Genomic DNA, 20,705 nt, shown 5'->3' on the forward strand with positions numbered 1-20,705 from the left:
CCACAGCGCTTTTGAGATGGCGGGGATGCGCGGCCAGGATGCCCTCCAGCATCTCGTCGACAGTGCGGTTGCCGTCGTTGATGATCTTCTTGGTCTGCACCTGCATCCTCCCGATTTCGGTATTTTCGCAAATAGTACAGCGCGTTACCGGGATTTCTACCCGGTGACGGACATTTCAGCGGCGATACGCTCCCGCGCGGCCAGGATCTGCATGCAGGCATTGGCTGCCTCTTTGCCCTTGACCTTGAAGTGCTCGAAGAAGAAGTGGTGATGGTCCGCGCCGTCATGGTAGTTGTGCGGGGTGAGCACCGCCGAAAGCACCGGCACGCCGGTGGACAGTTGCACGTTCATCATGCCGTCGATGACAGCGCTCGCCACGAATTCATGCCGATAGATGCCGCCATTGACGACAAACGCCGCGCCGAGGATCGCTGCATAGCGGCCGGTCAGGGCCAAGGTCTTTGCATGCAAGGGAATCTCATAGGCGCCCGGCACATCGAAGACATCGACGGCAAAGCGTTTCTCTCCGAGAACGGCCAGTTCCGCCTCGAACGCTTCAACGCACTGGTCGACGATGTCGGCGTGCCAGCGCGCGCGAATGACGGCGACGCGGATCGTTTCATAATCTTTCTGGGAATGCTGATTCATGGGTCCATCCTTCCGTTTCGATCCAGAATCAGGACGCACGATACGGAGTCCGAGCCGCAAAAGCGGACCGTGTTCCATTTCGTTCTCTTCCATCCGGACTGTGACCGTCGGCTCCGGAATCACACCGGATCTGCTGACCCCTCCACTAGAGCGACGCGCGTCCTTTTGGACGCGCAAAGGACGCTCTAGCACCTTGAATCTCCGCATCGTGCTTTCCGAAAATCAGTTCTGATTTTCGGGCCGATGCGGTGACCGGAAAGCGCTCGCGGGCTTGGGCCGAGACCCTTACCGCCGGTGGGGACTTTCACCCCGCCCTGAGAACATTGACGGCGTTTGTATGGAAGGGCCGGATAGCGCTGTCAACCAACGTCGTTGCGGATGGCGCAGGAATAGCGATCCGTTCCGATACCTGATCACCCTGAGGGCAGGGGAGCTGATACGTTGCCTGCGTTAAAGGGCGATCACGGGCAAGGCCGGCAGCACCTTGTCCAAGGTGATGGGAAATTCACGCACTCGCACACCGGTCGCGTTGTAAATGGCGTTGGCGATAGCAGCCCCCGCACCGCAGACGCCGAGCTCGCCGAGACCCTTCGCGCCGAGTGGATTGGCCTTATCGTCATGTTCCTCGAGGAAGACGACCTCCATCTCGGGGACGTCGCCATTGATTGGGACGTGATACTCCGCAAGGTCGTGATTGACGAAGTGGCCGTAGCGCGGGTCGAGCACCGTCTGCTCCATCAGCGCGGCACCGATCCCCCAGGTCATGCCGCCGATGATTTGCGAGCGCGCGGTCTTGGCGTTGAGGATACGGCCCGCGCCCATCACAGCCAGCATCCGGCGCATGCGGATCTCACCGGTATCGCAATCGACTGCGACCTCGGCGAAATGCGCTCCATAGGAATGCTGCGAATAAGCCTTGTATGACTGGGTGGTAGCGCCTGCGGCTACGGAGCCTTCGGCCTCGAGCCCGTCGGGAGCGATCCTCCGGATGAGGTCGGCCAGGCCTGCCGACCGCTGGCCGAACCTGACTTCGCTGTCGGCAAAGCTTGCCTCGGTGGCGTTCGCGCCGCGCAATGGCGAGGCTTCGCTCGACCGCGCCGCCTCCAGGATCCGTTGCTTGAGGGCGTTGCAGGCGTTATGCAGCGCCGAACCCGCGCTTGCCGCGCCCCAGGAACCGCCGGAGCCGGCCGTACGCGGGAAGCGGCTGTCGCCGAGCTCCACTTTGACGGACGAGATCGGCACGCCGAGGCTCTCCGCGGCGATCTGGGTCAGGATCGTATAAGTGCCGGTCCCGATATCGGTCATGTCGAGCCGCGCCGTCACCCGACCGTGCCGGTCGATCGCAACCCGCGCCGTCGCCGCGCCGATGTAGTTCGGACGGATCGCCGCCGCCATGCCGCAGCCGATGAGCTTCCGGCCCTCTCGGGTGCGGCCGGGTGTCGGGTCTCTCCGCTCCCAACCGAAGCGGCGGGCGCCTTCCTCCATGCAGGCCACGAGATTGCGGGTGGAGAACGGCACGCCGCGCTCGGGATCCTGCGCCGGTTCGTTGCGGGTCCTGAGTTCGATCGGGTCCAGGCCGAGCCGCTCGGCGAGCTCATCCATGGCGCATTCGAAGGCCAGCATGCCGGGCGCTTCACCGGGTGAGCGCATCCATTCGCCGCGGTTGATATCCAGCGGAACCAGGCGATGGCGGGTGAGACGGTTCGGCGCCGCATAGAGCGAGCGGGCAAAAACCGCCGTTTGCTCGCAGTACTCCTCGAAGCTGGACGTTGCCGACCAGACATCGTGCGCGATCCCGGTGAGCCGCCCGTCGGCGTCCGCGCCGAGACGTACCTGTTGGATCATCTCTGCGCGGTGACCGGCATTGGCGAACATCTGCTGTCGCGTCAGCGCGATCTTAACGGGACGCTGCAGGACCTGCGCTGCAAGCGCGGCCAGGATTGTATCGGAATGGGCAATCAGCTTGGAGCCGAAGCCTCCGCCGATGAAGGGGCTCACGATACGCACACGCTCGGGCGGGATGCGAAGCGTGCTGGCGATCCCAGCCCGGAAGTTCGCGAGTGTCTGCGCCGATGTATGGATCGTCAGCTCGTTGCCTGACCAGGCGGCGAGCGTCGCATGGGGCTCCATCGGATTGTGATGTTCGAAGGGGGTCCGGTAAGTAGCATCGATCTTGACCGGAGCCGCCGCAAAGGCGCTCTCGAAGTCGCCGACCACGCTGTCGGTCTCGAAGCCGGCGTTGGTCCGCTTCGGTGCATAGGCGTCGGCCACACGCCCCGGCAAATCGTAGAGACCCGGCTCCTCGTCGTAGCGCACTTTGATGAGGCTCGCCGCAGCGCGTGCCGCCTCGAACGTCTCCGCGACGACCAGCGCGACGGGCTCATCGTAATACCGCACCCGCTCGCTGTTGAGCGCGGGCCGGGCGCGGGTGAAGACCTCCGGCACGGTCGGCGTGACCGCCGGGCCGAAATCCGGCTGGGCCGGCGCATTCCGGTGCGTCATGATGAGCAGGACTGCCGGCGTCCGTTCGGCCTCGGCCGTGTCGATCTCGGCGATGCGCCCCTTGGCGACGGCGGCACCGAGAATATAGCCATAGGCTGTTCCGTCCAGCGCATTCTCGTAGGCGTAGGTGGCGCCCCCTGTCACTTTGAGCGGACCGTCGATGCGGTCGATTGGGCGCCCGATGATGCCATCGCGTGTTTCGGAAGGGCGGTTTTCGCTGGTCTTCGTCTCTGTCATCGTGTCACCTCACGCACTCTCGACGGCGGCAGCGAGCGTGTGCCGCATCGTCCGTTTCGCCAGCGGGATCTTGAAATCATTGCCGCCATATCCGACGGCTCCGGCGAGCGCGGCTTCGGCCGCATCGGTAAAGGCGCCGTCGGACGCCGCCGCTCCTGCGAGCGTTCGCTCCGCCTCCGATGCGCGCCAGGGCTTCGCTGCCACGCCGCCCATGGCGATCCGAGCGCTTAGGACACGGTCGCCGCTTTTCTCGACGATTGCTGCCACCGACACCAGCGCGAAGGCGTAAGAGGCACGGTCGCGCACCTTGCGGTAAACCTGCCGGCCGGGCGGCGGCGGCGGCAGGGTGACCGCGGCGATCATCTCGCCGTGGCCGAGCACGGTCTCCACATGGGGCATCGCCTCGGGCAATCGATGGAAATCGTCGATCGGGATCGTGCGGGTCTCGCCGCCGGGCGATATGGTCTCGATCCTGGCGTCGAGCCCGGACATGGCGACCGCCATGTCGGAGGGATGCACCGCGATGCAGGCTTCGCTCGCGCCAAGTACGGCGTGCATGCGATTGAAGCCCTGAAGCGCCGCGCAGCCCGAACCCGGCTCGCGCTTGTTGCAAGGCATGTTGCGATCGTAGAAGTAGGGGCAGCGCGTTCGCTGCAGGAGATTGCCGCTGGTCGAGGCCTTGTTGCGTATCTGGCCGGACGCTCCCGCCAGCAGCGCTTGCGTGAGCATTGGGTAGCGTGACCTCACCCGCGGATCGGCGGCGAGATCGCTGTTGCGGACCTGGGCGCCGACCCGAAGCCCGCCTTCCGCCGTCTCCTCGATCCGATCGAATGGCAGCCGGCTGATGTCGACGAGATGCGCTGGGCGCTCGATCTCGAGCTTCATCAGGTCGAGCAGATTGGTGCCGCCGCTGATGAACTTGGCGCCCGGCCGGGCCGCAACCGCGGCGGCTGCCTGCTCGGCATTTGCCGCACGTTCATACGTGAAGGATTGCATTGCTCACGCCTCCTCTGCCGCGTCGCGGATTGCAGCGACAATGTTCGGATAAGCGGCACAACGGCAGATGTTGCCGCTCATCCGCTCGCGGATCTCGGCATCGGTGAGAGCGACAGAAGCCGCCGCCACGTCAGCGCTCGCGTGGCTCGGCCAGCCGGCCCTGGCCTCGCCCAGCATACCGACCGCGGAGCAGATCTGGCCCGGCGTGCAATATCCGCACTGGAAACCATCGCGGGCGACGAAGGCGGCCTGCACCGGGTGCAGCCGGTCGCCCTCGGCAAGGCCCTCGACCGTGGTGATCTCGTCGCCTTCATGCATTGCGGCAAGCGTCAGGCAGGAATTGATCCGGCGCCCGTCGACGAGCACCGTGCATGCGCCACACTGGCCGTGGTCGCAGCCTTTCTTCGAGCCGGTGAGACCGAGATGGTTGCGCAGGGCGTCGAGCAGCGTCGTCCGCGGGTCGAGCTCGACGGCAAAATCCTTCGCATTGATCCGTAGGGACATCGGCATCGTCGGTACCGGCGTGGGCGAGGCGGCCGCCGTGACGCTGTCGGCCGGCTCGGCGTCAACCGGTATACCGGTAGCCAGGAGGACGCCGGTTGCCACTCCGCCCTCCAGCACCGTGCGACGCGTCGGCCCGCTCCTGCTGTCTGTTTTGGCCATGCATGATCTCCCAGTCGCAGTTCTGTCACTCATCGACACTGGAGGTGGGGGTCCACGCGGCGGCTTTCTTTCAAGAAATCGGCGGCAATGTCAGGATTCCGGAGAAGAATTCACCCGATAGACCCGAGGCGTCGTGCCCCTGAGACGCCGGAAGGTCGTGGTGAAGTGGCTCTGGCTTGAGAAGCCGAGCCGAAAGGCAATGGTGCCGATCGACAAACCCGTTTCGCGCAGCAGCATTTCCGCTCGCCGCACCCGTTCCTCGATCACATAGGCATAGGGTGCAAGGCCGGTCGTCGCCTTGAAGCGGCGGGCAAAACTGTCGACGGCCATATCCGCGACGGCTGCAAGCTCGCTTAGCGAAATGTCGGAGTTCACATGTGCATTGATATGATCCCGGACTCGACCAAGCGCCCGGCGGCTGAGACAGCCCTGACGTACAGACGCGTGTTGATCCCGGTTCAGGTTGGCCACGCGGAGGCTGACGAGGGCGACCAGATGCTCGACATAGGCCGTGTCCGGCTTATGACCGAGTGCCATCTCGTCGCGAAGCGAACTCAGGAGCGTGGCGATGACCGCGTCTTCCTTGTTCACCAGGATCGGCAAATCTCTCAGGCGTTCGCATCCGGGAAGCCCGATATCGGGATCGATCCACAAGGCTGAATAGGAGAGGTTTACATCGCGATAGAAGCCGAGCCGCTCCGCGCCCGCGGGGACGAAGGTGAGGGCTCCGGGACGATCCATTCCGTCGTAGAGGGATCCTGCCTCGTGCCGGATAGATGTATGGGACGTTCCGCCTTCTTCGGTCAGCACGATCAGATGATGAGGCGCCGTCCAGCGGAGTTCCGCCTCCCGGCACGCCCACCGCCGATTATCGAAAACGATCGAGGAGCTGACCCACGACGCGGTATGCAGGGGCTCCGACTTCTCCTCTTGGCTCCGAATCCGTCCGTCACCAAGCAACGGTCTGAATGACATCGCGGCATCCCGCTGGTTCACTCGCGGAGCCGTGGTCAGCCCCGGCTTGAGCGCTTGCGCCGCCCCGCCGCTACGCATATGGCGGCTTATGTGGGACAGGCATCGTGCGTTGGTAACCGCGCCGTGTTCAAAAACTCGTGAGATCAGGAAGATCAAGCGCCTTCCTGTCAAACGCCGAGCCCATCGCGGATGGCGCAGAAATAGCGATCGGTTCCGACCTGGCCACCCTTGAGCGCGACCTCCAATCCTTCGATCGCCTTGACGCGCGAGTGGGCGACGCAAAGCGGCGAGCCAGGCGAGGCGGGCAGCGGCATCCGCACCGTCAGCGCATCGACGCCCATCTGGCCGAGTGCATGGCTCGACGTGTCGCCGCCGGCGATGACCACGCGCTGCAATTTTTGTTCGATCGTCAGCTCGCGAAGAAGTTCGCCGAGGCCGCGGCCAAGCTTGTGGCGGGCGCCTGACTGCCGGTCGATTTCGGCGCCGCGGTCGGCTGCTGGTCCAAGCGCCGTGTAGAGGACGACGCTGCGCCCGGCCTCCAGACTGGCGCGACCGCTTGCTGCCGCGCGAGCGATCGCCTTGTCGGAATCCTCTGAGATCAGTTCGACAGGGTCCACCTCGATCCCATCGAAACCGTCCGTTAAAGCATGCCGGATCTGTCGTTCCGTTGTCGGCGAACAACTGCCCGAGACCACCGCGATCCGGTCGGCTGCACCCGGCGGCGAAATGCTGGACTCGGCACTGACGGTTCCGTTAGACGCCCATTCGGCCAGCAGCGCATACTCGATCCCGGAAGAGCCGACGACGAAAGTGCCGCCCGGACTGCGAACGCGCCATATCTCCTTGCCGGCCAGTGCCTGACTTTCCAGGCTGTCGACATCGACAAGCACAATGTCACTAGCATTTTCGATCAGGCGATCGAACGCTTCCGATCGGGACGCCGACTGCAGCGTCGCGAGGTCGACCAGTCCCGAGGTGAGGTCTGTCTGCCGCGACAGATGGATCAGCAAATCGGATTCATCCATCGGGGTGATCGGGTGGCGGCTCATCACGGGATGGCGATCGATACGGAAATATTTGTCGCGGTAGGCCGCGAACAGATGGCCGAAGGCGGTGTAGCGCTTGAGCTGCGGCGCGCCGACCACCAGCGGCACGCTTTCCTGGCTGAAAACCGAGCGGCCAATCTCGATCGCCCGGCCGATGCTGCCGATCGCCGGACTGGAATCGAAGGTCGAGCAGACCTTGTAGTGGCAGATCTCGGCATTCAGGGTCTTCAGCCAGGCGAAGGCGTCCCGCAGATGTCCGTCCATCCATTGCGGCGTCTCGCTGCGGCTGGTGCCGGCCAGGCCGACGGCGCGGCAATGCCTGAACTGCGAAAGCAGGGGCTCGTCCGGCTGGCGCATGAACAGCACGGTCGGCACACCGCCGAGCTCGAGCGCCTCCATGACGTCGGTCGAGCCGGTGAGGTCGTCGCCATAATAACTGAGAAGCAGGTTTTGCATGGCGCGCTTTGCTCAGGCGGCTTTGCCGTCGCCGAATTTCTCGATCGACCGCGCCAGTTCGGGATGGCTCAAGGCGAACTTCGCCAGCGGTATGCCATCGACCGCCGCCCGCCAGGCTTGCTGCACGGCGCGCACGCCGGCACCCGGCCCGTCCGGGTGGCTGACGATGCCGCCGCCGCAGAGATAGAGAAGATCGACCGTTCGGCCGGTTCGCTCAAAGGTTTCGGGGGCCTGTCCGCCCCACTGGCCCGAACCGGCGACCGGCAATGCGCAATCATCAGGCGAAAAGATCGGCGTGGTCACCGCCTTGAACGATTCGACGAATGACCAGTCCGGCTCCCAATATTTCGAGGCGATGCCATTGATCTGGAATTGATCGACGCCGAGCAGCCGCCAGAACTGCTGCCAGACCTTGAAATCCATGCCAAGCCCGGGGTGACGGGTGAGAATGTCCCAGCCGTTGCGGTGGGCGTGGATCACCAGGCTGGAGCGCTTTCTGAGGAAAGCCATGCCGCCGAAGCCGACGGAGTTGATGTTGACCACAGCGCAATTGCCGCCGGCCTTCGCCACCAGATCGTGGTTGCGCATCATCTCGTCAGGATCGGCATGCGAGATGCCGAAGGCATACATGACCTTTTTACCGGTCTTCTGCTCATGGTCGAGGACGAGCGGCATGATCGCCTTCACCCGTTCCGACAGGGGCGAATAGGCAGGGCTCATCAGCTTCTCGTCGTCCTTGATGAAATCGACGCCGGCGGCGATCAGCTCACCCACCATCTCCGCCGTTTCGCGCGGTCGAAGCCCCAGCGCCGGCTTGACGATCGTCCCGATGATCGGGCGGTTCTCCACGCCGGTCAGTCGGCGGCTGCCGGTGACGCCGAATTGCGGACCGGGATGGGCGCTGCGATACTCATCCGGCAGCTTCATGTCAACGACGCGGATGCCGGACAGGCCCTTGATCGAAAAGGCGCCACCGATGGCGATGGTCATCAGCGCCGAAAGATCGGTACCGATGGCATCCAGCGGAAACGCGATCTCGACATCCGCGCGCTTGAAGGGCCCGTCGCCGGCTTCGGGAAGCGATGGATAATCGGCGTCCGGCAGATGCTGTATCGCCAGGACGCGTGCCGCGACCCGCGCCTTGAGCTCTTCGGTCTCGCCGGGCAGCGCGACGAAGGTTCCGGTCGACTGATCGCTGGCGATCTTGGCCGCCAGCGCCTCGATGCTCGCCGAGGTCTCGATGCGATAGGTGAGGGTGATCATAGCTCGAAAAAAGTTCCCTGATCTTCGAAATCTGGTATAATGAGTACATAAGTATTGCAAGCGATATCCTGCTCTCGCGCAGGCATTCCGGCAATCGTGGCGACAATGTTAAATAGACACCGATCAAGGAGTGATTCGCGACGATGAACCGTTCGGAGCCGATCGTCCGGCGCAAGCTTTCCGACGAAGTATTTTTGAGGCTGAAGCGCCTGATCACCAGCGGCGAATTGCAGCCAGGCGACGACATGCCGTCGGAGCGCGAACTGATGGAGCGCTTCGAGGTCGGCAGGCCTGCGATCCGCGAAGCGATGCAGGCGTTGAGCAATATGGGTCTTGTTGCGATCTCGCACGGCGAGCGGGCGAAAGTGCTTCAGCTGACCGCCAAGTCGATCATCAAACAAGTCGACGGCGCGGCCAAGATCATCCTGTCGTCGTCGAAGGACACGCTGGAACACCTCAAGAGCGCGCGCATCTTCTTCGAGCGCGGCATGGTCAGGGAGGCCGCCGAAAAGGCCACAGCAGAGGACGTTCAGCGGCTGCGGGCCACCGTAGCCGAACAGCGGAGCTTTCGCGGCGATTCCGAGGCCTTCATATCCGCGGACATGAAGTTTCATACCCAGATCGCGGCAATATCCGGCAACCCGATTTATGTCGCGGTCAGCGAAGCGATGCTTGGCTGGCTGAAGGAATATCACACCGAGATGCTGATCTGGACCGGCAAGGAAAACTTCACGCTGACCGAGCACGAAGAGATCATCGGGCGCATCGAGCAGAAGGATGCGGACGGAGCCGAGAAGGCGATGATCAAGCACCTCGAGCGCTCGCGCGCGCTCTACGTGATGAATTCCGGCAACTGATTTCACCCGATCCGGGTGATCGCGTAAGGCGGCATCACAAGGTGGCGTCGTTCGAACCCGGAAATATCAACCGTCACTTCGCTCGCCGTCAGATTCGCCAGCCACATGACGGTCTGGCCCGCGGGAGAACGGCCGGCCAGCGTGAGCACCCGCGTCTCATCGCTAGTCCTCGCCGCTATGTGCCTGAAGCCGGCCAGTTCGCAAAGGCCCTTGATGGCCTCGAAAATCGGCCGGGGTTCACCTTCGCCGACGGGTTCCCCGGATGCCGCCAGCACGCCGAACGGTCCGGTGAAGCTGGACAGCGTGAGCATCTCCAGCCCGGCCGGGGCGACGCGCGCGGCATAGCCGATCGTCCATGCTGCCGCGAACATGCCGGCATGGCGAGAATCCCGGTCGGCCATTGCGATGCGCTGACGGTGCGGATTGGCCTTGGTCGCACCGCCATAGGGGTTCTGCCGCATGGCGATGGTCGACGGGCCGATTCGGTAGTGTTTTGGCCCGAAGATCGCCCGCACCGATGCAGTGATGAAAGGCAGCGCCTCCAGCGATTGCATGACGCTGAGATCGTCGGCGGCGTGCACGATCGGGCATGTGCAGTGGGTGACGAAATCGAGCAAATCGGCGGGAACGCGCTTGCGGTTCAACTCAGTGAAATAGCTGAACATGCCGCCGCCGAGTCGGATATCGGGAAAGGCGCGCCGCGCGGCGGCATAGACGTCCTCGAGCGGCGGACATTCAGGCCATGCACTTCCCGGCGGCGTCGACTGCCGGTCGACCGAGGGCGAAACGGCGATGGCCGAGAGCTTCAGCCCGGCCTGTCGCACCGCATCGGCGACGCCTGAAAGCTCAGCGTCGAGATCGCCAACGCAGGAAACGACGCATTCAAGCGTCGTATCGACCGGGCGGGCTGCGGCGAGCCGGACATAGGACTGCAAGGCTTCGAGGCCGTGGCCACGCGTCGGGTCGTAGTGGAACATCAGCTGTTGCGGGCCAAGCGCGGACAGTGTCGGAAGGTTTGCCAGCGCCGCCTCGACCTCATCCGGGTAGATGATCATGCCGATATCCGGTAGTGCCGGTCCGGCTTCGCCGAGCTCGACGCGGATGTATTCGGCGGCTGTTGCGGCAGCCGGCGCCTTCACGTCGCCTGAGATGCGCAAGCTGATTGTCTGGCGCAGAGTCTCGCCGGCAGGCAGCACATAGGGCCATGGCAGCGCGAGCGGCCGGACATAGGTCTTGTACGACGCGTCCGACCAGTTGCGCTGGTCCTCCATCTCGAACACGTCGCCTTCCATCCGGCATTCGGCGGTGACGCCGGGCCGGACCTCATGGGTGATCGCCCGCAAATCCTTGAAAGGCTGCCAGGGATCGATCAGCTGCGGAAGCTTCGTTTCCACCACGCTGCCGTCGGTGTGCTCGACGGTGATCGGGCCCCCGGCCAGGCCGGCGATCGGATGCAGGATGCAGAAGCCGCAGCGATTGGTCTCGAAATCGTCTTCGGGACGCGCGCTCACGTCGAAAACCAGCTGGCCGTCGGCGGAACCTTCGATCGTCGCGCGAAAGTCGAGCCGGCTTCCCTTTGGTCCGACGCAACTTGCCGAATAGCTGACGGAGAAAGTGTCGGCACCCTGGTCGATGACTAGATCCGTGAGCGCCGGCTCGTAAGTGCCCCAGTCGCGGTCCCTGATGACATAAGCGATGGTGCGCAGCACTTCGATGCCGCCGTGGCGGATGGTGCGCAGATTGCCGTTGACAAAGTCGGCGCTGAGTGCGCCGGCGCGCAGCCTGACCGGCTCGGCCTCGACCGCGCGCGTGCCATAGAGGAGGAAGGCGTCGGCGGTCATCTCAGCAAAGTGTCGAGCTGCACCGGCTCACGGCTCGCAGCGCCCGCATAGGCGGCCTCGACCAGGGCCAATGTCCTGAGATTGTCCGCACCCGAGGTTGCCGGCTCGGTCCCGTTCGCCAGGCAATCGACCCAGTGCTTTTGGATGGCGACGACGCTTTCCTGGATGTTGTGCCATGGTCGCGATGCCCATGGCAGCAGCGGTGGCGAGACGTCGCTGACCGCGGTTCCGTTCCTGCCGGTGACGGTGAGCCGGTAATCCTGCTCGAGCCGGATGGTGCCGCCGCTGCCGTCGATCTCGACCAGCGTCTGCGGAAACGGCTCGGTGGCGAGCTTGGTCGCATAGCTGCAATCGACCACAGACGTTGCGCCGCTCTTGTGGTCCATCAGCATGGTTGCGACGTCCTCGCCGGCGATCTCAGGATTAATGCGAGCGGTTCGTGTCGTGATCGTCAAAACTTCGCCCAGCAGAAAGCGGGCAATGTCGAGACTGTGGATGCCGAGGTCCTCGATGATGAAGCGCTTTCCCGTCGCCAGATAGGGCTGGCCGGAGAACACGTCATAGGCCGAGCGGAACGAGATCCGTCCGAAGAAGGGTGTGCCGATTTCTCCGCTGTCGAGCACGGCGCGCACCGCCTGGATCGGCGACTGCCAGCGAAAATTCTCATGCACCATCAGCGGCACGCCGGCGTCAGAGCAGGCCTTCGCCATGGCCTTGGCGTCGGCAAGCGTCGGCGCGAACGGCTTTTGGCAGATTGCCGGAACGCGATGCCGCGCCGCCATCTCGACAAGCGGACGGTGGCTCGGCGCGGTGGTGGCGATATCGACGAAATCCAGTCTTTCGCCGGCAAAAAGTGCTGCCGCGTCGGTATAGCGCCGCGTGATGCCGAACTGGTCGCCGACTATCCTGAGCCGTTCCGAATCGCGGTCGCAGATGGCGACGATCGAGGCACCGGCGATGTCGCGCCAGGCGTGCATCTGGTTGACAGCAAAGAAGCCGCAGCCGATCAGCGCTCCACGCAGTTCCGCCGCCATCAGCCCGCCTTTGCCATCTGCATTAGCGTCACGCGGCTCTGCAGCCGGCGCTGCGCCTGGTCGACGACGACAGCGACGATGATGACAAGGCCCTTGATCACCATCTGCCAGAACGAGCTCACCCCCATCATAACCAGCCCGTCGGAGAGAATGCCGATGACGAAGGCACCGACAATGGTGCCGCCGATCGTGCCGCGGCCGCCCGACATCGAGGTGCCGCCGAGCACCGCCGCTGCGATGGCGTTGAGCTCGAAGCTCTCGCCGGTCGCCGGATGCGAGGCCATCAGCTCGGACGAGATGATCAGGCCGACGACCGCCGCGCAGAAGCCGGAGAACATGTAGACGAACATCTTCACCATGTTGACCCTGACGCCCGAAATCCGCGCCGCCCGTTCGTTGCCACCGACGGCGAAGATGTGGCGGCCGAGGGGGGTGTATTTGGCGAGATAGGCCGCCCCAAGTGCTACGACGACAAGTAACCATATCGAAACCGGCAGGCCGAGCAGCCGGCCGGCGCCGAGGAAGCCGAACCCGGTCGTACCCAGATCGGGCTTGCCGACAAGGTTCGGGAAGGTGCGGCCATCGGACGACAGCAGCGCCAGGCCGCGTGCGACATAGAGCACGCCGAGCGTGGCGATGAACGGCGCGACATTCAGCCTGGTGATCAGCAATCCGTTGACGGCGCCGATCAATATGCCGACCGCCAACGTGATCAGTGCGATTTCGAAGACGTTGAAATAGATCGTATAGCCGACCTGCAGGTCGATGCCGTTGAGCACGAGATAGCCGGCGACCATGCCGCACAGGCCGACGATCGAGCCAACCGAAAGGTCGATGCCTCCGGTGATGATGACGAAGGTCATGCCCATGGCGAGGAAGGCGTTCAGCGCCACGTGCTTCGACATCAGGATCAGGTTGGCGGCCGACAGGAAATTCGGTGCCGCGATCGAGAAGAAGATCAGGACGGCGATCAACGCAATGAACGTCCTCGCCTTCATCAGCGTCAGCAGGACGGAGCCGCTCGAGGCGGAGGCAACTGAGGCCTTGGCCGGGATGTCAGTCATGGGCGTGGCTCTCCGTGTGCGGGACCGGTCCGTGGCCAAGCGCCGATGCGGCGACAAGTGCCGCCTCCGTCGCCTCGGCGCGATCGAACATGCCGGTCAGTTTTCCATTGCTCATCACCGCGATCCGGTCGGACAGCGCCATCACCTCGTCGAGATCCGAGGTGGCGAAAAGTATGCCCAGTCCGTCGCGGGACAGTTTGCGCATGGTGCGGAAGACGTCGGCCTTGGCGCCGACATCGATGCCGCGGCTCGGTTCATCCATCAGCAGCACCTTGGGTCCGGTGAGCAGCGCCTTGCCGATGACCACCTTCTGCTGGTTGCCGCCCGACAGCGACGAGACCTCTTGCGCCGGATTGGCGACCTTGATCGCCAGCTCCCGCACCATCTGCGTCACCGCCTGGTTTTCCTTGGCGCCACGGATATGGAACAGGCGGACAAACCGCGACAGGCTGGCCAGCGTCAGGTTGCTGGCGACCGAGAGGATCGACACCAGCCCTTCGCGCTGGCGGTCCTCGGGGATCAGCGCCAGCCCGCGCCGGATCCGCCGTGTCGTGTCGCGCTCTCTGATCTTTTTGCCGGCGATGAAGATCGCTCCGGTGGCATGGCTATGGCGTCCCATGATGCAGTCGAACAGCTCGCTGCGTCCGGCGCCCATCAGGCCGTATATGCCGAGAATCTCGCCGGCGCGCAGCGACAGCGAGACGTGATCGACCGCAAGCCCGCCGGTCACGCGCGGCAGGCAGATGTCCTCGGCGCGGAATATCTCTTCGCCCGGAACATGGCCGTCGGCCTTGGCGAAGTCCTTGGCGTCCGAGCCGATCATCTGCCGCACGATCCATTGCGTGTCGACGTTTTTCATCTTCTCCTGGCCGGTGATCCGCCCGTCGCGCAGCACGGTGATGTAGTCGCCGATGCGGATCAGTTCCTCGAGCCGGTGCGAGATGTAGACGATCGCCACGCCGCGCGCCTTGAGGTCGGCAATCACCTTGAACAGGATCTCGACTTCCGCCGCGCTCAGCGCCGAGGTCGGTTCGTCCATGATCAGGATGCGCGCATCGAGCGAAACCGCCTTGGCAATCTCGACCAGCTGCTGCTGGCCGATACGCAAATCCTCGACCAGCATGTCCGGCCGGATGCCGGCTTCCAGCCGCTCGAGGAATTCCGCCGCGCGGCGCTCCTGTTGTCGGCTGTCGATCTTGCGGAACCGGTTGGTGATCTCGCGGGTGGCAAAAATATTTTCTGCGACCGTCAGGTTGCCGAACAGGTTCAGCTCCTGAAACACCATGCCGATGCCGCGATTCACCGCGTCCCCGGATGAGGAGAAGGAAACCTCTTCGCCCTCCAGGATTATGCGGCCGAGCGTCGGCTGCTCGACGCCGGCGATGATCTTCATCAGCGTCGATTTGCCGGCGCCGTTTTCGCCGACCAGCACGTTGACCGCGCCCTTGCGCACCTCGAAATTCGCGCGCTTGACCGCGACGGTGCCCGAATAGACCTTGGAGACGTCTTCCAGCGTCAGGATGACATCGTCATCGGTGGCGGCAGTCATGGCTTCGGCCCGATCTCTGCCTCCGCCGGCGTCACCAGCGGCAGGTCCTGGCCGCTGCCGATGACATAGGCGCCGACAACCCTGACGCTCCGGCCCTCCAGCGCGTCGCGCGGCAGCTTGGAAAGCACCGTCTTGTCGGCGTAGATGTTGAACGCCTTGCCGAACTGGGCGAAGTCGATCTGGTTGGTGAAATCGTTGAACTGGATGAAGTCGAGACTGTCGCGCAGCGCGGTGCCACGCATTGCGGGTCCGATCTGCACCCGCGCATCCGCCTTGCCGTCGCCGTCGGCATCGACATCCATGGTTGCCGCGCGTGACTGTGTATTCGCCGCAACAATCTTGCCTTCGAGGCGAACCGAGATGGTCCATGGCGAATTCGCCTGCTTCTTCGGATTGCCATACTTGGCGCCGGCAGCCGCTGGATCGGCTTTCGCCAGGGCGTGAACCTCGGAAAATGGCCCGGCCTTCTGCTGGAGATAGGGCACCGCCTTGGCAGCCCAGATATCGCCGACCATCTTGTCCGCATTGAAGGCCGGAGGGTTGCCGCCGTTTTCCGCTGACGGTGTCGGAAGGATCTTGCAGGCGGTCAGGCTGACGCCGACGGTCACGGCAAGGATCGGCGCAGCGAGGATCGAACATGTCGGCTTGTTCGGCATGGCGGTCAGGGCACCCAGTAAATGGAAGCAAGGGACGAGCCGGAAGCTCGTCCCTTGCGATTGATGTCACACCGGCTCAGTTGGTCAGCGCGAAGGTTTCCAGCTTGGCGGCATTGTCGCCATTGATCAGGACGCAATCCATCAGCTGCTTTTCCTCGGCCGGAGACTTCTTGTTCTTGATGAAGTCGTTGGCCTGCTCGACTGCCATCTGCGCCTGCGCATAGGCCGGCTGCAGGACTGTGGCCTTGATGCCGCCTGAAGCGATCGAATCGCGCACGTCATTCGATCCGTCGAACCCGACGACGATGACATCCTTGCGGCCGGCGGCGGCAAGGGCGGCATAGGCGCCCATCGCCATCGTGTCGTTGCCGGAGATCACGCCCTTGATGTCCGGGTTAGCTTGGAGGATCGATTCCATCTTGGAATAAGCTTCGGTCTGGCTCCAGTTGGCCGACTGCTGCGCCACCATCTTCAGGTCCGGATAGTCGTCGATGACGTCGTGATAGCCCTTCGAGCGAATGCCGGCGTTGGTGTCGGATTCCTTGCCGACCAGCTCGACGAAATTGCCCTTCTCGCCCATCAGCTTGACGAACTCCTGCGCGCCGAGCTGGGCGCCTTGATAGTTGTTGGAGACGATCTGCGCGACGGCGACGCCGGTGGCGTTGATCTCGCGATCAATCAGGAAGGACGGAACGCCCGCGTCCTTGGCCTTCTGCACGGCGGCGACGGTGGCGTCGGCGCCGGCATTGTCGAGGATGATCGCCTTGGCGCCGCGGCCGATCGCGGTGTCGATCAGCTCGGACTGTTTGTTGGCGTCGTCGTCGTGGACAAGCACCAGCGTTTCGTAGCCGAGTTCCTTAGCCTTGGCTTCCGCTCCGACAGCTTCCGCCTTGAAGAACGGATTGTCGTGCGAGGGCGTGATGATGGCAATGAGATCCGCCGCATAGGCGGGTGCGGCGGTGCCAAGCGCCAGCATGCCGGCAAAAGCCGCAAGTGTCATTCTGCGAGTGAGTTTCATGAATTCCTCCCGTTTGAAAAGCCCTGATCAACTCAGGCCACTGTCTGCATTTCAATTCGTCATGCGGCACAAGAGATTGCGGATCGCTTCAGTGTCAAAACCGTTTGCCGGCTTCCTCTGAACGGATCGTCGCACCCCAGTCCCAGCCGTCCTCCGCTCGCCCAGGCCTCGAACTCCTGACGAGGCCTGATTTGCCCGAGCTTACGAACAGCTAAGCCAACTGGTATAATGAGTCAATCACTAATTCAGATGATCTGTACCCGGCCTTTCCTTCTCCCGCAAAGGGAAAGCATCTCAGCCTCAGGTGATGCGCTGAATGCTCGCTGCAATCTCTTCCGGCTCGAAGACCCGCTTCCAGTCGTCACGCATCAAGACCGGCTTGCCGAACTCGATGGCCTTGTTGCAGGCGTCGGAGAACACACCCTTCGTCTCGCCGAAGATGACGGCGCCGAGCACGTTCATGTGGCCAAGCAGGAAGTCGAGTGCGGCCTGCTGGTCGACCCCGCGCGCGACGACCTCGTCGACCGCTTCCTTCATGACGACCAGCAGCGAGGCGCAGACGGTCTCCGAAAGGCCCGGCTCGAGCAGCGCCATCTGGTCGACCGTGACGCGATGCGATCGCATGACAGGGGCCCAGATGATCTTGGCGATCGCTTCGCCCTTGGCGAAATCTTCCTCCGGTCCCTGCATCAGCGCGCTGACCATATGCTGCTTGGCCTTGACGCCGCCGAAATAGTCCTTCTTGGCCGCCATATCGGTCTCGTCGTTGAAGATCGGCGGATGGCAGGGATGGGTGACGAAATAGGTCAGGTCCGGCCGCTTGGGCAGATGGCCGGCGAAAGGTGCTGCGGCGTCCAGCACGACGACCATGGTGCCGGCAGCAAGCTTGCCCTCGATGCTGGCCGCCACCTTGCCGATATGGGTGTCGGGAACCGCCAGGATGACCACCTCGGCGCCATCCAGGGCTTCGTCGGCGCTGACAGCGTCAATGCCCAACCCCGTCTTTAGCCGCTCGCGGCCGACGTCGCTGACCTCGACATGGCGGATCGTGTAGTGAGAGCCGCGAAAATTGGTCGACAGGCGGTAGCCCATTTTGCCGCCGGCACCAAACAGCGCAATCGTTGTCATCTTTGCCATACTCCTGATCTCGAACGATGGCTCTGCCAATCGTCATCTTAGTAGCTGGTATAATCACCCTACCAAGCTTTGGCAACTGCATAGGAATCGGATGCGGCCCGCTCCCTCAGTGTCGTAGGTTGTTAGCATCACCCACCGCATCGACGGACGATCGCGTCGCTTTAACGTGTCCGCGTGCCGGCGAGGCGAGCACCAGGATGTCACGCAGAACCGGCCGTCATCAAAATGCCGGCTGTCAGAGATGAGCTACTCTGAATGAGACGCAATACCGCGCCCTTGCTGCGGATAAGGACAGCTGGACTCTCGGTTATCCGCTGATGCCGCTTTCGAAAGTCAATGGAGCCGGATCATCAGCGTCCGGGAAACATTGCCTTCAAGCCTTCGCGCGACGCCTTGGCGACGCCGCGTTCCGTTATCAATCCGGTGACCAGCCGTGCCGGCGTCACGTCGAAGGCCGGGTTCGCCGCGGGTGTCGTTTCCGGCGAGATGCGGACCTGCGCAACCTCGCCATTCGAGGTCTTGCCCCAGACCAGCGAAACCTCGTCGCTGGAGCGCTGTTCGATCGGGATTTCGGCCAGCCCGTCACCCACCGTCCAGTCGATGGTCGGCGAAGGCAGCGCGACATAGAACGGCACGTCGTTGTCGGCAGCGGCCAGCGCCTTCAAATAGGTGCCGATCTTGTTGCAGACATCGCCGTCGGCGGTGGTGCGGTCCGTGCCAACGATGACCATGTCGATCTGGCCGCGCTGCATCAGATGGCCGCCGGCATTGTCGACGATCAGCGTATGCGGCACGCCATGGCCGGCCATCTCCCATGCGGTCAGCTGAGCGCCCTGGTTACGCGGGCGTGTTTCGTCGACATAGACGTGAACGGGAATGCCCGCTTCCGTTGCCAAATAGATCGGCGCCGTGGCGGTGCCGTAGTCGACGGTGGCCAGCCAGCCGGCATTGCAATGGGTCAGGATGTTGACCGGTTCTCCCGGCCGCTTGCGCACCGCGATTTCCTTGATGATTTCAAGGCCATTAACGCCGATGGCCCGATTGAGGCCGACATCCTCGTCGGCGATTTCTCCGGCGCGCCGGTAAGCAGCCTCGGCGCGTTGTCCAGATGGAAGCGGCCGCAGGAAACCTCGCATCTCATCGAGCGCCCAACGCAGATTGATCGCGGTCGGGCGCGTTTCGTGCAAGACCTCCCAGATGCCGTCGAGTGCTGCATCGGATGGATCGTCGGCCATCTGCATGGCGACGCCATAAGCGGCGGTGACGCCGATCAGTGGCGCGCCGCGTACCCACATGTCGCGGATCGCCGTCGCGATGCCGGCAACCGTGCCGACTTTTTCCACGCGGAAATCATGCGGCAGCCAGCGCTGATCGATGATGTCCACCGAACGGCCGTCGTCGCTCAGCCAGATGGTGCGATAGTGACGGTCGCCGACGTTCAAATTCTGTTCTCCCGTTCGATCAGCGCGGCCAATTTGTTGACCTCGTCGATGCTGTGAATCTGGCGCCGGTTGACGGCGATCTGACGGCCGAATTTCAGCGCCTTCGCCTCACATGTGGCGCGCAGATCCTCGTCGGCAATGGTCTCGAAATCAGCGTTGTGCGCGAGGCCGAGAATGCGCCGGTGGATCTCGATCCCGGCAAAGCCCAGCAGGTCGTCCCAGATCGAATGCAGCACATGGTCGAGCGCCTGCTCGGCGCCAAGTCGGTCGCCCTGATCCTCGAACAGGCTCTTCTGGTAGAGCATGCCGGTGCGTTCGGTTCGCCAAAGATGCGCAAACTCGGTGCGGAACACCGACCATGTCTCGACGGTCACATCGAGCAAATAGCCGCGCATGGCGTCGCGCTTTTCCTTCTGTTCGTGACCGCGCTGCGAAAAGAACGCCATCCAGAAATTGGCGAGCAGCATGCCGACATCGAAGGCCATCGGCCCGTAGAAGGCGAATTCGGGGTCGATCATCCGCGTTTCTGAGTCGGTGACCATGATCGAGCCGGAATGCAGGTCGCCGTGCAGCAACGCCTCAGCATTGGCCGCGAAAAGATGCTTCAGCCGTTGCGCCTCGACCTTGAGATCGCGGTCGGCGCGCAGCTCTGCGACGATGCCGTCGAGCTGCGGGCTCGTATGCCGGTTCATCTTGGCGTCGAAATACGGGTCTGAGAAAACCAGGTTCTCGGTAATGTCGCAGAGCTCGACATTGTCGGCGAACAGCGCCAGATCCGCCTTGCGATCCTTGGTTACCATATGCAGGTCGGAGCCGCGAAACAGGGTGCGGGCCATGAACAGGCCGATATCCCTGGCGATGTTCGGCAGCTGGCGGCCCTCGATCAGCGCCCGCCGCAAGATGATGTGCGGCGACAGATATTCCATGATGATCAGCGCCTGGCCCTCGTCGAAGTGATGGATCGCCGGCACCGAGCCTGGCGCTCTCGCCTCTTGCCGCGTCAGCGCGTGATATTCGAAGAAGGAGCGCTTCAACGGCAGCGGCCAGCTGTCGCCGACCAGGCGAACATAGGGCAGGGCCTGCTTGACGACGGCAGCACCCGTGGCGCCCTCGACGATGAAGACCAGGTTCAGATTGCCGTCGCCGACCTCGCGGACCTTCCAGCGGGCCGTGTCCTTGCCGATATGCGAACACAGCGCCTCGTTGGCGCCAAGGCGTGCCGCCAATGTCTCGACGGACAGTGCTTCGAACGGCGATTTCCCAGTCATCCTCACCCTCCCGCTTATGTGCTCCCATCATAATGGAGCCATGGCGGTCGGGC

Annotated in this window: 17 protein-coding genes and 1 riboswitch; of the genes, 1 reads left to right on the top strand and 16 read right to left on the bottom strand. The window is 63.4% G+C overall.

Annotated elements, in window-relative coordinates; genetic code table 11:
* Positions 1 to 156: 156 nt before the first annotated feature.
* The 7 genes from EOA78_RS16605 to oiaX form a co-directional block, all read right to left on the bottom strand.
* A complete protein-coding gene (locus EOA78_RS16605) occupies positions 157 to 648 on the bottom strand; it encodes a 6,7-dimethyl-8-ribityllumazine synthase (protein ID WP_127316059.1) in 492 nt (163 codons plus the stop codon).
* 77 nt (positions 649 to 725) lie between these two features.
* A riboswitch (FMN riboswitch) is annotated at positions 726 to 974 on the bottom strand.
* 124 nt (positions 975 to 1,098) lie between these two features.
* Positions 1,099 to 3,387, bottom strand: a complete 2,289-nt coding sequence (locus EOA78_RS16610; RefSeq protein WP_127316060.1) for a xanthine dehydrogenase family protein molybdopterin-binding subunit — start codon at positions 3,385 to 3,387, stop codon at positions 1,099 to 1,101.
* Between the two features lie 9 nt (positions 3,388 to 3,396).
* Positions 3,397 to 4,383, bottom strand: a complete 987-nt coding sequence (locus EOA78_RS16615) for a xanthine dehydrogenase family protein subunit M (RefSeq protein WP_127316061.1) — start codon at positions 4,381 to 4,383, stop codon at positions 3,397 to 3,399.
* Positions 4,384 to 4,386: 3 nt separating this feature from the next.
* A complete protein-coding gene (locus tag EOA78_RS16620; protein WP_127316062.1) occupies positions 4,387 to 5,046 on the bottom strand; it encodes a 2Fe-2S iron-sulfur cluster-binding protein in 660 nt (219 codons plus the stop codon).
* 90 nt (positions 5,047 to 5,136) lie between these two features.
* Positions 5,137 to 6,021 (bottom strand): AraC family transcriptional regulator, encoded by an 885-nt coding sequence (locus EOA78_RS16625; RefSeq protein ID WP_127316100.1) that lies wholly within the window; start codon positions 6,019 to 6,021, stop codon positions 5,137 to 5,139.
* 167 nt (positions 6,022 to 6,188) lie between these two features.
* On the bottom strand, positions 6,189 to 7,523 hold the full coding sequence (locus tag EOA78_RS16630; RefSeq protein ID WP_127316063.1) for a four-carbon acid sugar kinase family protein: 1,335 nt from the start codon (positions 7,521 to 7,523) through the stop codon (positions 6,189 to 6,191).
* 12 nt (positions 7,524 to 7,535) lie between these two features.
* Positions 7,536 to 8,786 carry a 3-oxo-isoapionate-4-phosphate decarboxylase OiaX gene (gene oiaX, locus EOA78_RS16635; RefSeq protein WP_127316064.1) on the bottom strand — a complete coding sequence of 417 codons (1,251 nt, stop codon included), beginning with the start codon at positions 8,784 to 8,786 and terminating at the stop codon, positions 7,536 to 7,538.
* A gap of 143 nt (positions 8,787 to 8,929) precedes the next feature.
* Between oiaX and EOA78_RS16640 the strand changes: the two genes are divergently transcribed.
* Positions 8,930 to 9,643, top strand: coding sequence for a transcriptional regulator NanR (locus EOA78_RS16640; RefSeq protein WP_127316065.1), 714 nt, complete (start codon positions 8,930 to 8,932; stop codon positions 9,641 to 9,643).
* A gap of 2 nt (positions 9,644 to 9,645) precedes the next feature.
* Here the strand turns inward: EOA78_RS16640 and EOA78_RS16645 are convergent, their stop codons facing one another.
* The 9 genes from EOA78_RS16645 to mtnK form a co-directional block, all read right to left on the bottom strand.
* Positions 9,646 to 11,484: a hypothetical protein gene (locus EOA78_RS16645; protein WP_127316066.1), complete on the bottom strand. Its 1,839-nt coding sequence runs from the start codon at positions 11,482 to 11,484 to the stop codon at positions 9,646 to 9,648.
* Positions 11,481 to 12,518, bottom strand: a complete 1,038-nt coding sequence (locus EOA78_RS16650; RefSeq protein ID WP_127316067.1) for a Gfo/Idh/MocA family oxidoreductase — start codon at positions 12,516 to 12,518, stop codon at positions 11,481 to 11,483. The genes EOA78_RS16645 and EOA78_RS16650 overlap by 4 nt, the downstream gene beginning before the upstream one ends.
* A complete protein-coding gene (locus EOA78_RS16655; RefSeq protein WP_127316068.1) occupies positions 12,518 to 13,582 on the bottom strand; it encodes an ABC transporter permease in 1,065 nt (354 codons plus the stop codon). Before EOA78_RS16655 ends, EOA78_RS16650 begins: the two co-directional genes overlap by 1 nt.
* Positions 13,575 to 15,131: a sugar ABC transporter ATP-binding protein gene (locus EOA78_RS16660; RefSeq protein ID WP_127316069.1), complete on the bottom strand. Its 1,557-nt coding sequence runs from the start codon at positions 15,129 to 15,131 to the stop codon at positions 13,575 to 13,577. Before EOA78_RS16660 ends, EOA78_RS16655 begins: the two co-directional genes overlap by 8 nt.
* The gene (locus EOA78_RS16665; protein ID WP_127316070.1) at positions 15,128 to 15,787 is read right to left on the bottom strand and encodes a DUF2291 family protein; all 660 of its coding nucleotides are present in this window, start codon (positions 15,785 to 15,787) and stop codon (positions 15,128 to 15,130) included. The genes EOA78_RS16660 and EOA78_RS16665 overlap by 4 nt, the downstream gene beginning before the upstream one ends.
* Positions 15,788 to 15,863: 76 nt before the next feature.
* Positions 15,864 to 16,805 carry a D-ribose ABC transporter substrate-binding protein gene (locus EOA78_RS16670; RefSeq protein WP_127316071.1) on the bottom strand — a complete coding sequence of 314 codons (942 nt, stop codon included), beginning with the start codon at positions 16,803 to 16,805 and terminating at the stop codon, positions 15,864 to 15,866.
* A 300-nt stretch (positions 16,806 to 17,105) separates the two neighbouring features.
* Entirely contained in the window at positions 17,106 to 17,933 is an 828-nt protein-coding gene (locus tag EOA78_RS16675; protein WP_127209653.1) for a phosphogluconate dehydrogenase C-terminal domain-containing protein, read from the bottom strand.
* A gap of 359 nt (positions 17,934 to 18,292) precedes the next feature.
* Positions 18,293 to 19,384, bottom strand: coding sequence for an S-methyl-5-thioribose-1-phosphate isomerase (gene mtnA / locus EOA78_RS16680; RefSeq protein ID WP_127316072.1), 1,092 nt, complete (start codon positions 19,382 to 19,384; stop codon positions 18,293 to 18,295).
* Positions 19,381 to 20,652 (bottom strand): S-methyl-5-thioribose kinase, encoded by a 1,272-nt coding sequence (gene mtnK / locus EOA78_RS16685; RefSeq protein WP_127316073.1) that lies wholly within the window; start codon positions 20,650 to 20,652, stop codon positions 19,381 to 19,383. Before mtnK ends, mtnA begins: the two co-directional genes overlap by 4 nt.
* Positions 20,653 to 20,705: the final 53 nt, after the last annotated feature.

This window comes from Mesorhizobium sp. M5C.F.Cr.IN.023.01.1.1 (assembly GCF_003997585.1).
In the GTDB taxonomy this organism is placed as follows: domain Bacteria; phylum Pseudomonadota; class Alphaproteobacteria; order Rhizobiales; family Rhizobiaceae; genus Mesorhizobium; species Mesorhizobium wenxiniae.

Coding starts and splice junctions, on each gene's coding strand:
- EOA78_RS16650 (WP_127316067.1), bottom strand. CDS start 12,518: ATGGCGGCGGAACTGCGTGGAGCGCTGATCGGCTGCGGCTTCTTTGCT.
- EOA78_RS16620 (WP_127316062.1), bottom strand. CDS start 5,046: ATGGCCAAAACAGACAGCAGGAGCGGGCCGACGCGTCGCACGGTGCTG.
- EOA78_RS16665 (WP_127316070.1), bottom strand. CDS start 15,787: ATGCCGAACAAGCCGACATGTTCGATCCTCGCTGCGCCGATCCTTGCC.
- oiaX (WP_127316064.1), bottom strand. CDS start 8,786: ATGATCACCCTCACCTATCGCATCGAGACCTCGGCGAGCATCGAGGCG.
- EOA78_RS16615 (WP_127316061.1), bottom strand. CDS start 4,383: ATGCAATCCTTCACGTATGAACGTGCGGCAAATGCCGAGCAGGCAGCC.
- EOA78_RS16660 (WP_127316069.1), bottom strand. CDS start 15,131: ATGACTGCCGCCACCGATGACGATGTCATCCTGACGCTGGAAGACGTC.
- EOA78_RS16655 (WP_127316068.1), bottom strand. CDS start 13,582: ATGACTGACATCCCGGCCAAGGCCTCAGTTGCCTCCGCCTCGAGCGGC.
- EOA78_RS16605 (WP_127316059.1), bottom strand. CDS start 648: ATGAATCAGCATTCCCAGAAAGATTATGAAACGATCCGCGTCGCCGTC.
- EOA78_RS16630 (WP_127316063.1), bottom strand. CDS start 7,523: ATGCAAAACCTGCTTCTCAGTTATTATGGCGACGACCTCACCGGCTCG.
- EOA78_RS16640 (WP_127316065.1), top strand. CDS start 8,930: ATGAACCGTTCGGAGCCGATCGTCCGGCGCAAGCTTTCCGACGAAGTA.
- EOA78_RS16645 (WP_127316066.1), bottom strand. CDS start 11,484: ATGACCGCCGACGCCTTCCTCCTCTATGGCACGCGCGCGGTCGAGGCC.
- EOA78_RS16675 (WP_127209653.1), bottom strand. CDS start 17,933: ATGACAACGATTGCGCTGTTTGGTGCCGGCGGCAAAATGGGCTACCGC.
- EOA78_RS16670 (WP_127316071.1), bottom strand. CDS start 16,805: ATGAAACTCACTCGCAGAATGACACTTGCGGCTTTTGCCGGCATGCTG.
- mtnK (WP_127316073.1), bottom strand. CDS start 20,652: ATGACTGGGAAATCGCCGTTCGAAGCACTGTCCGTCGAGACATTGGCG.
- EOA78_RS16625 (WP_127316100.1), bottom strand. CDS start 6,021: ATGTCATTCAGACCGTTGCTTGGTGACGGACGGATTCGGAGCCAAGAG.
- EOA78_RS16610 (WP_127316060.1), bottom strand. CDS start 3,387: ATGACAGAGACGAAGACCAGCGAAAACCGCCCTTCCGAAACACGCGAT.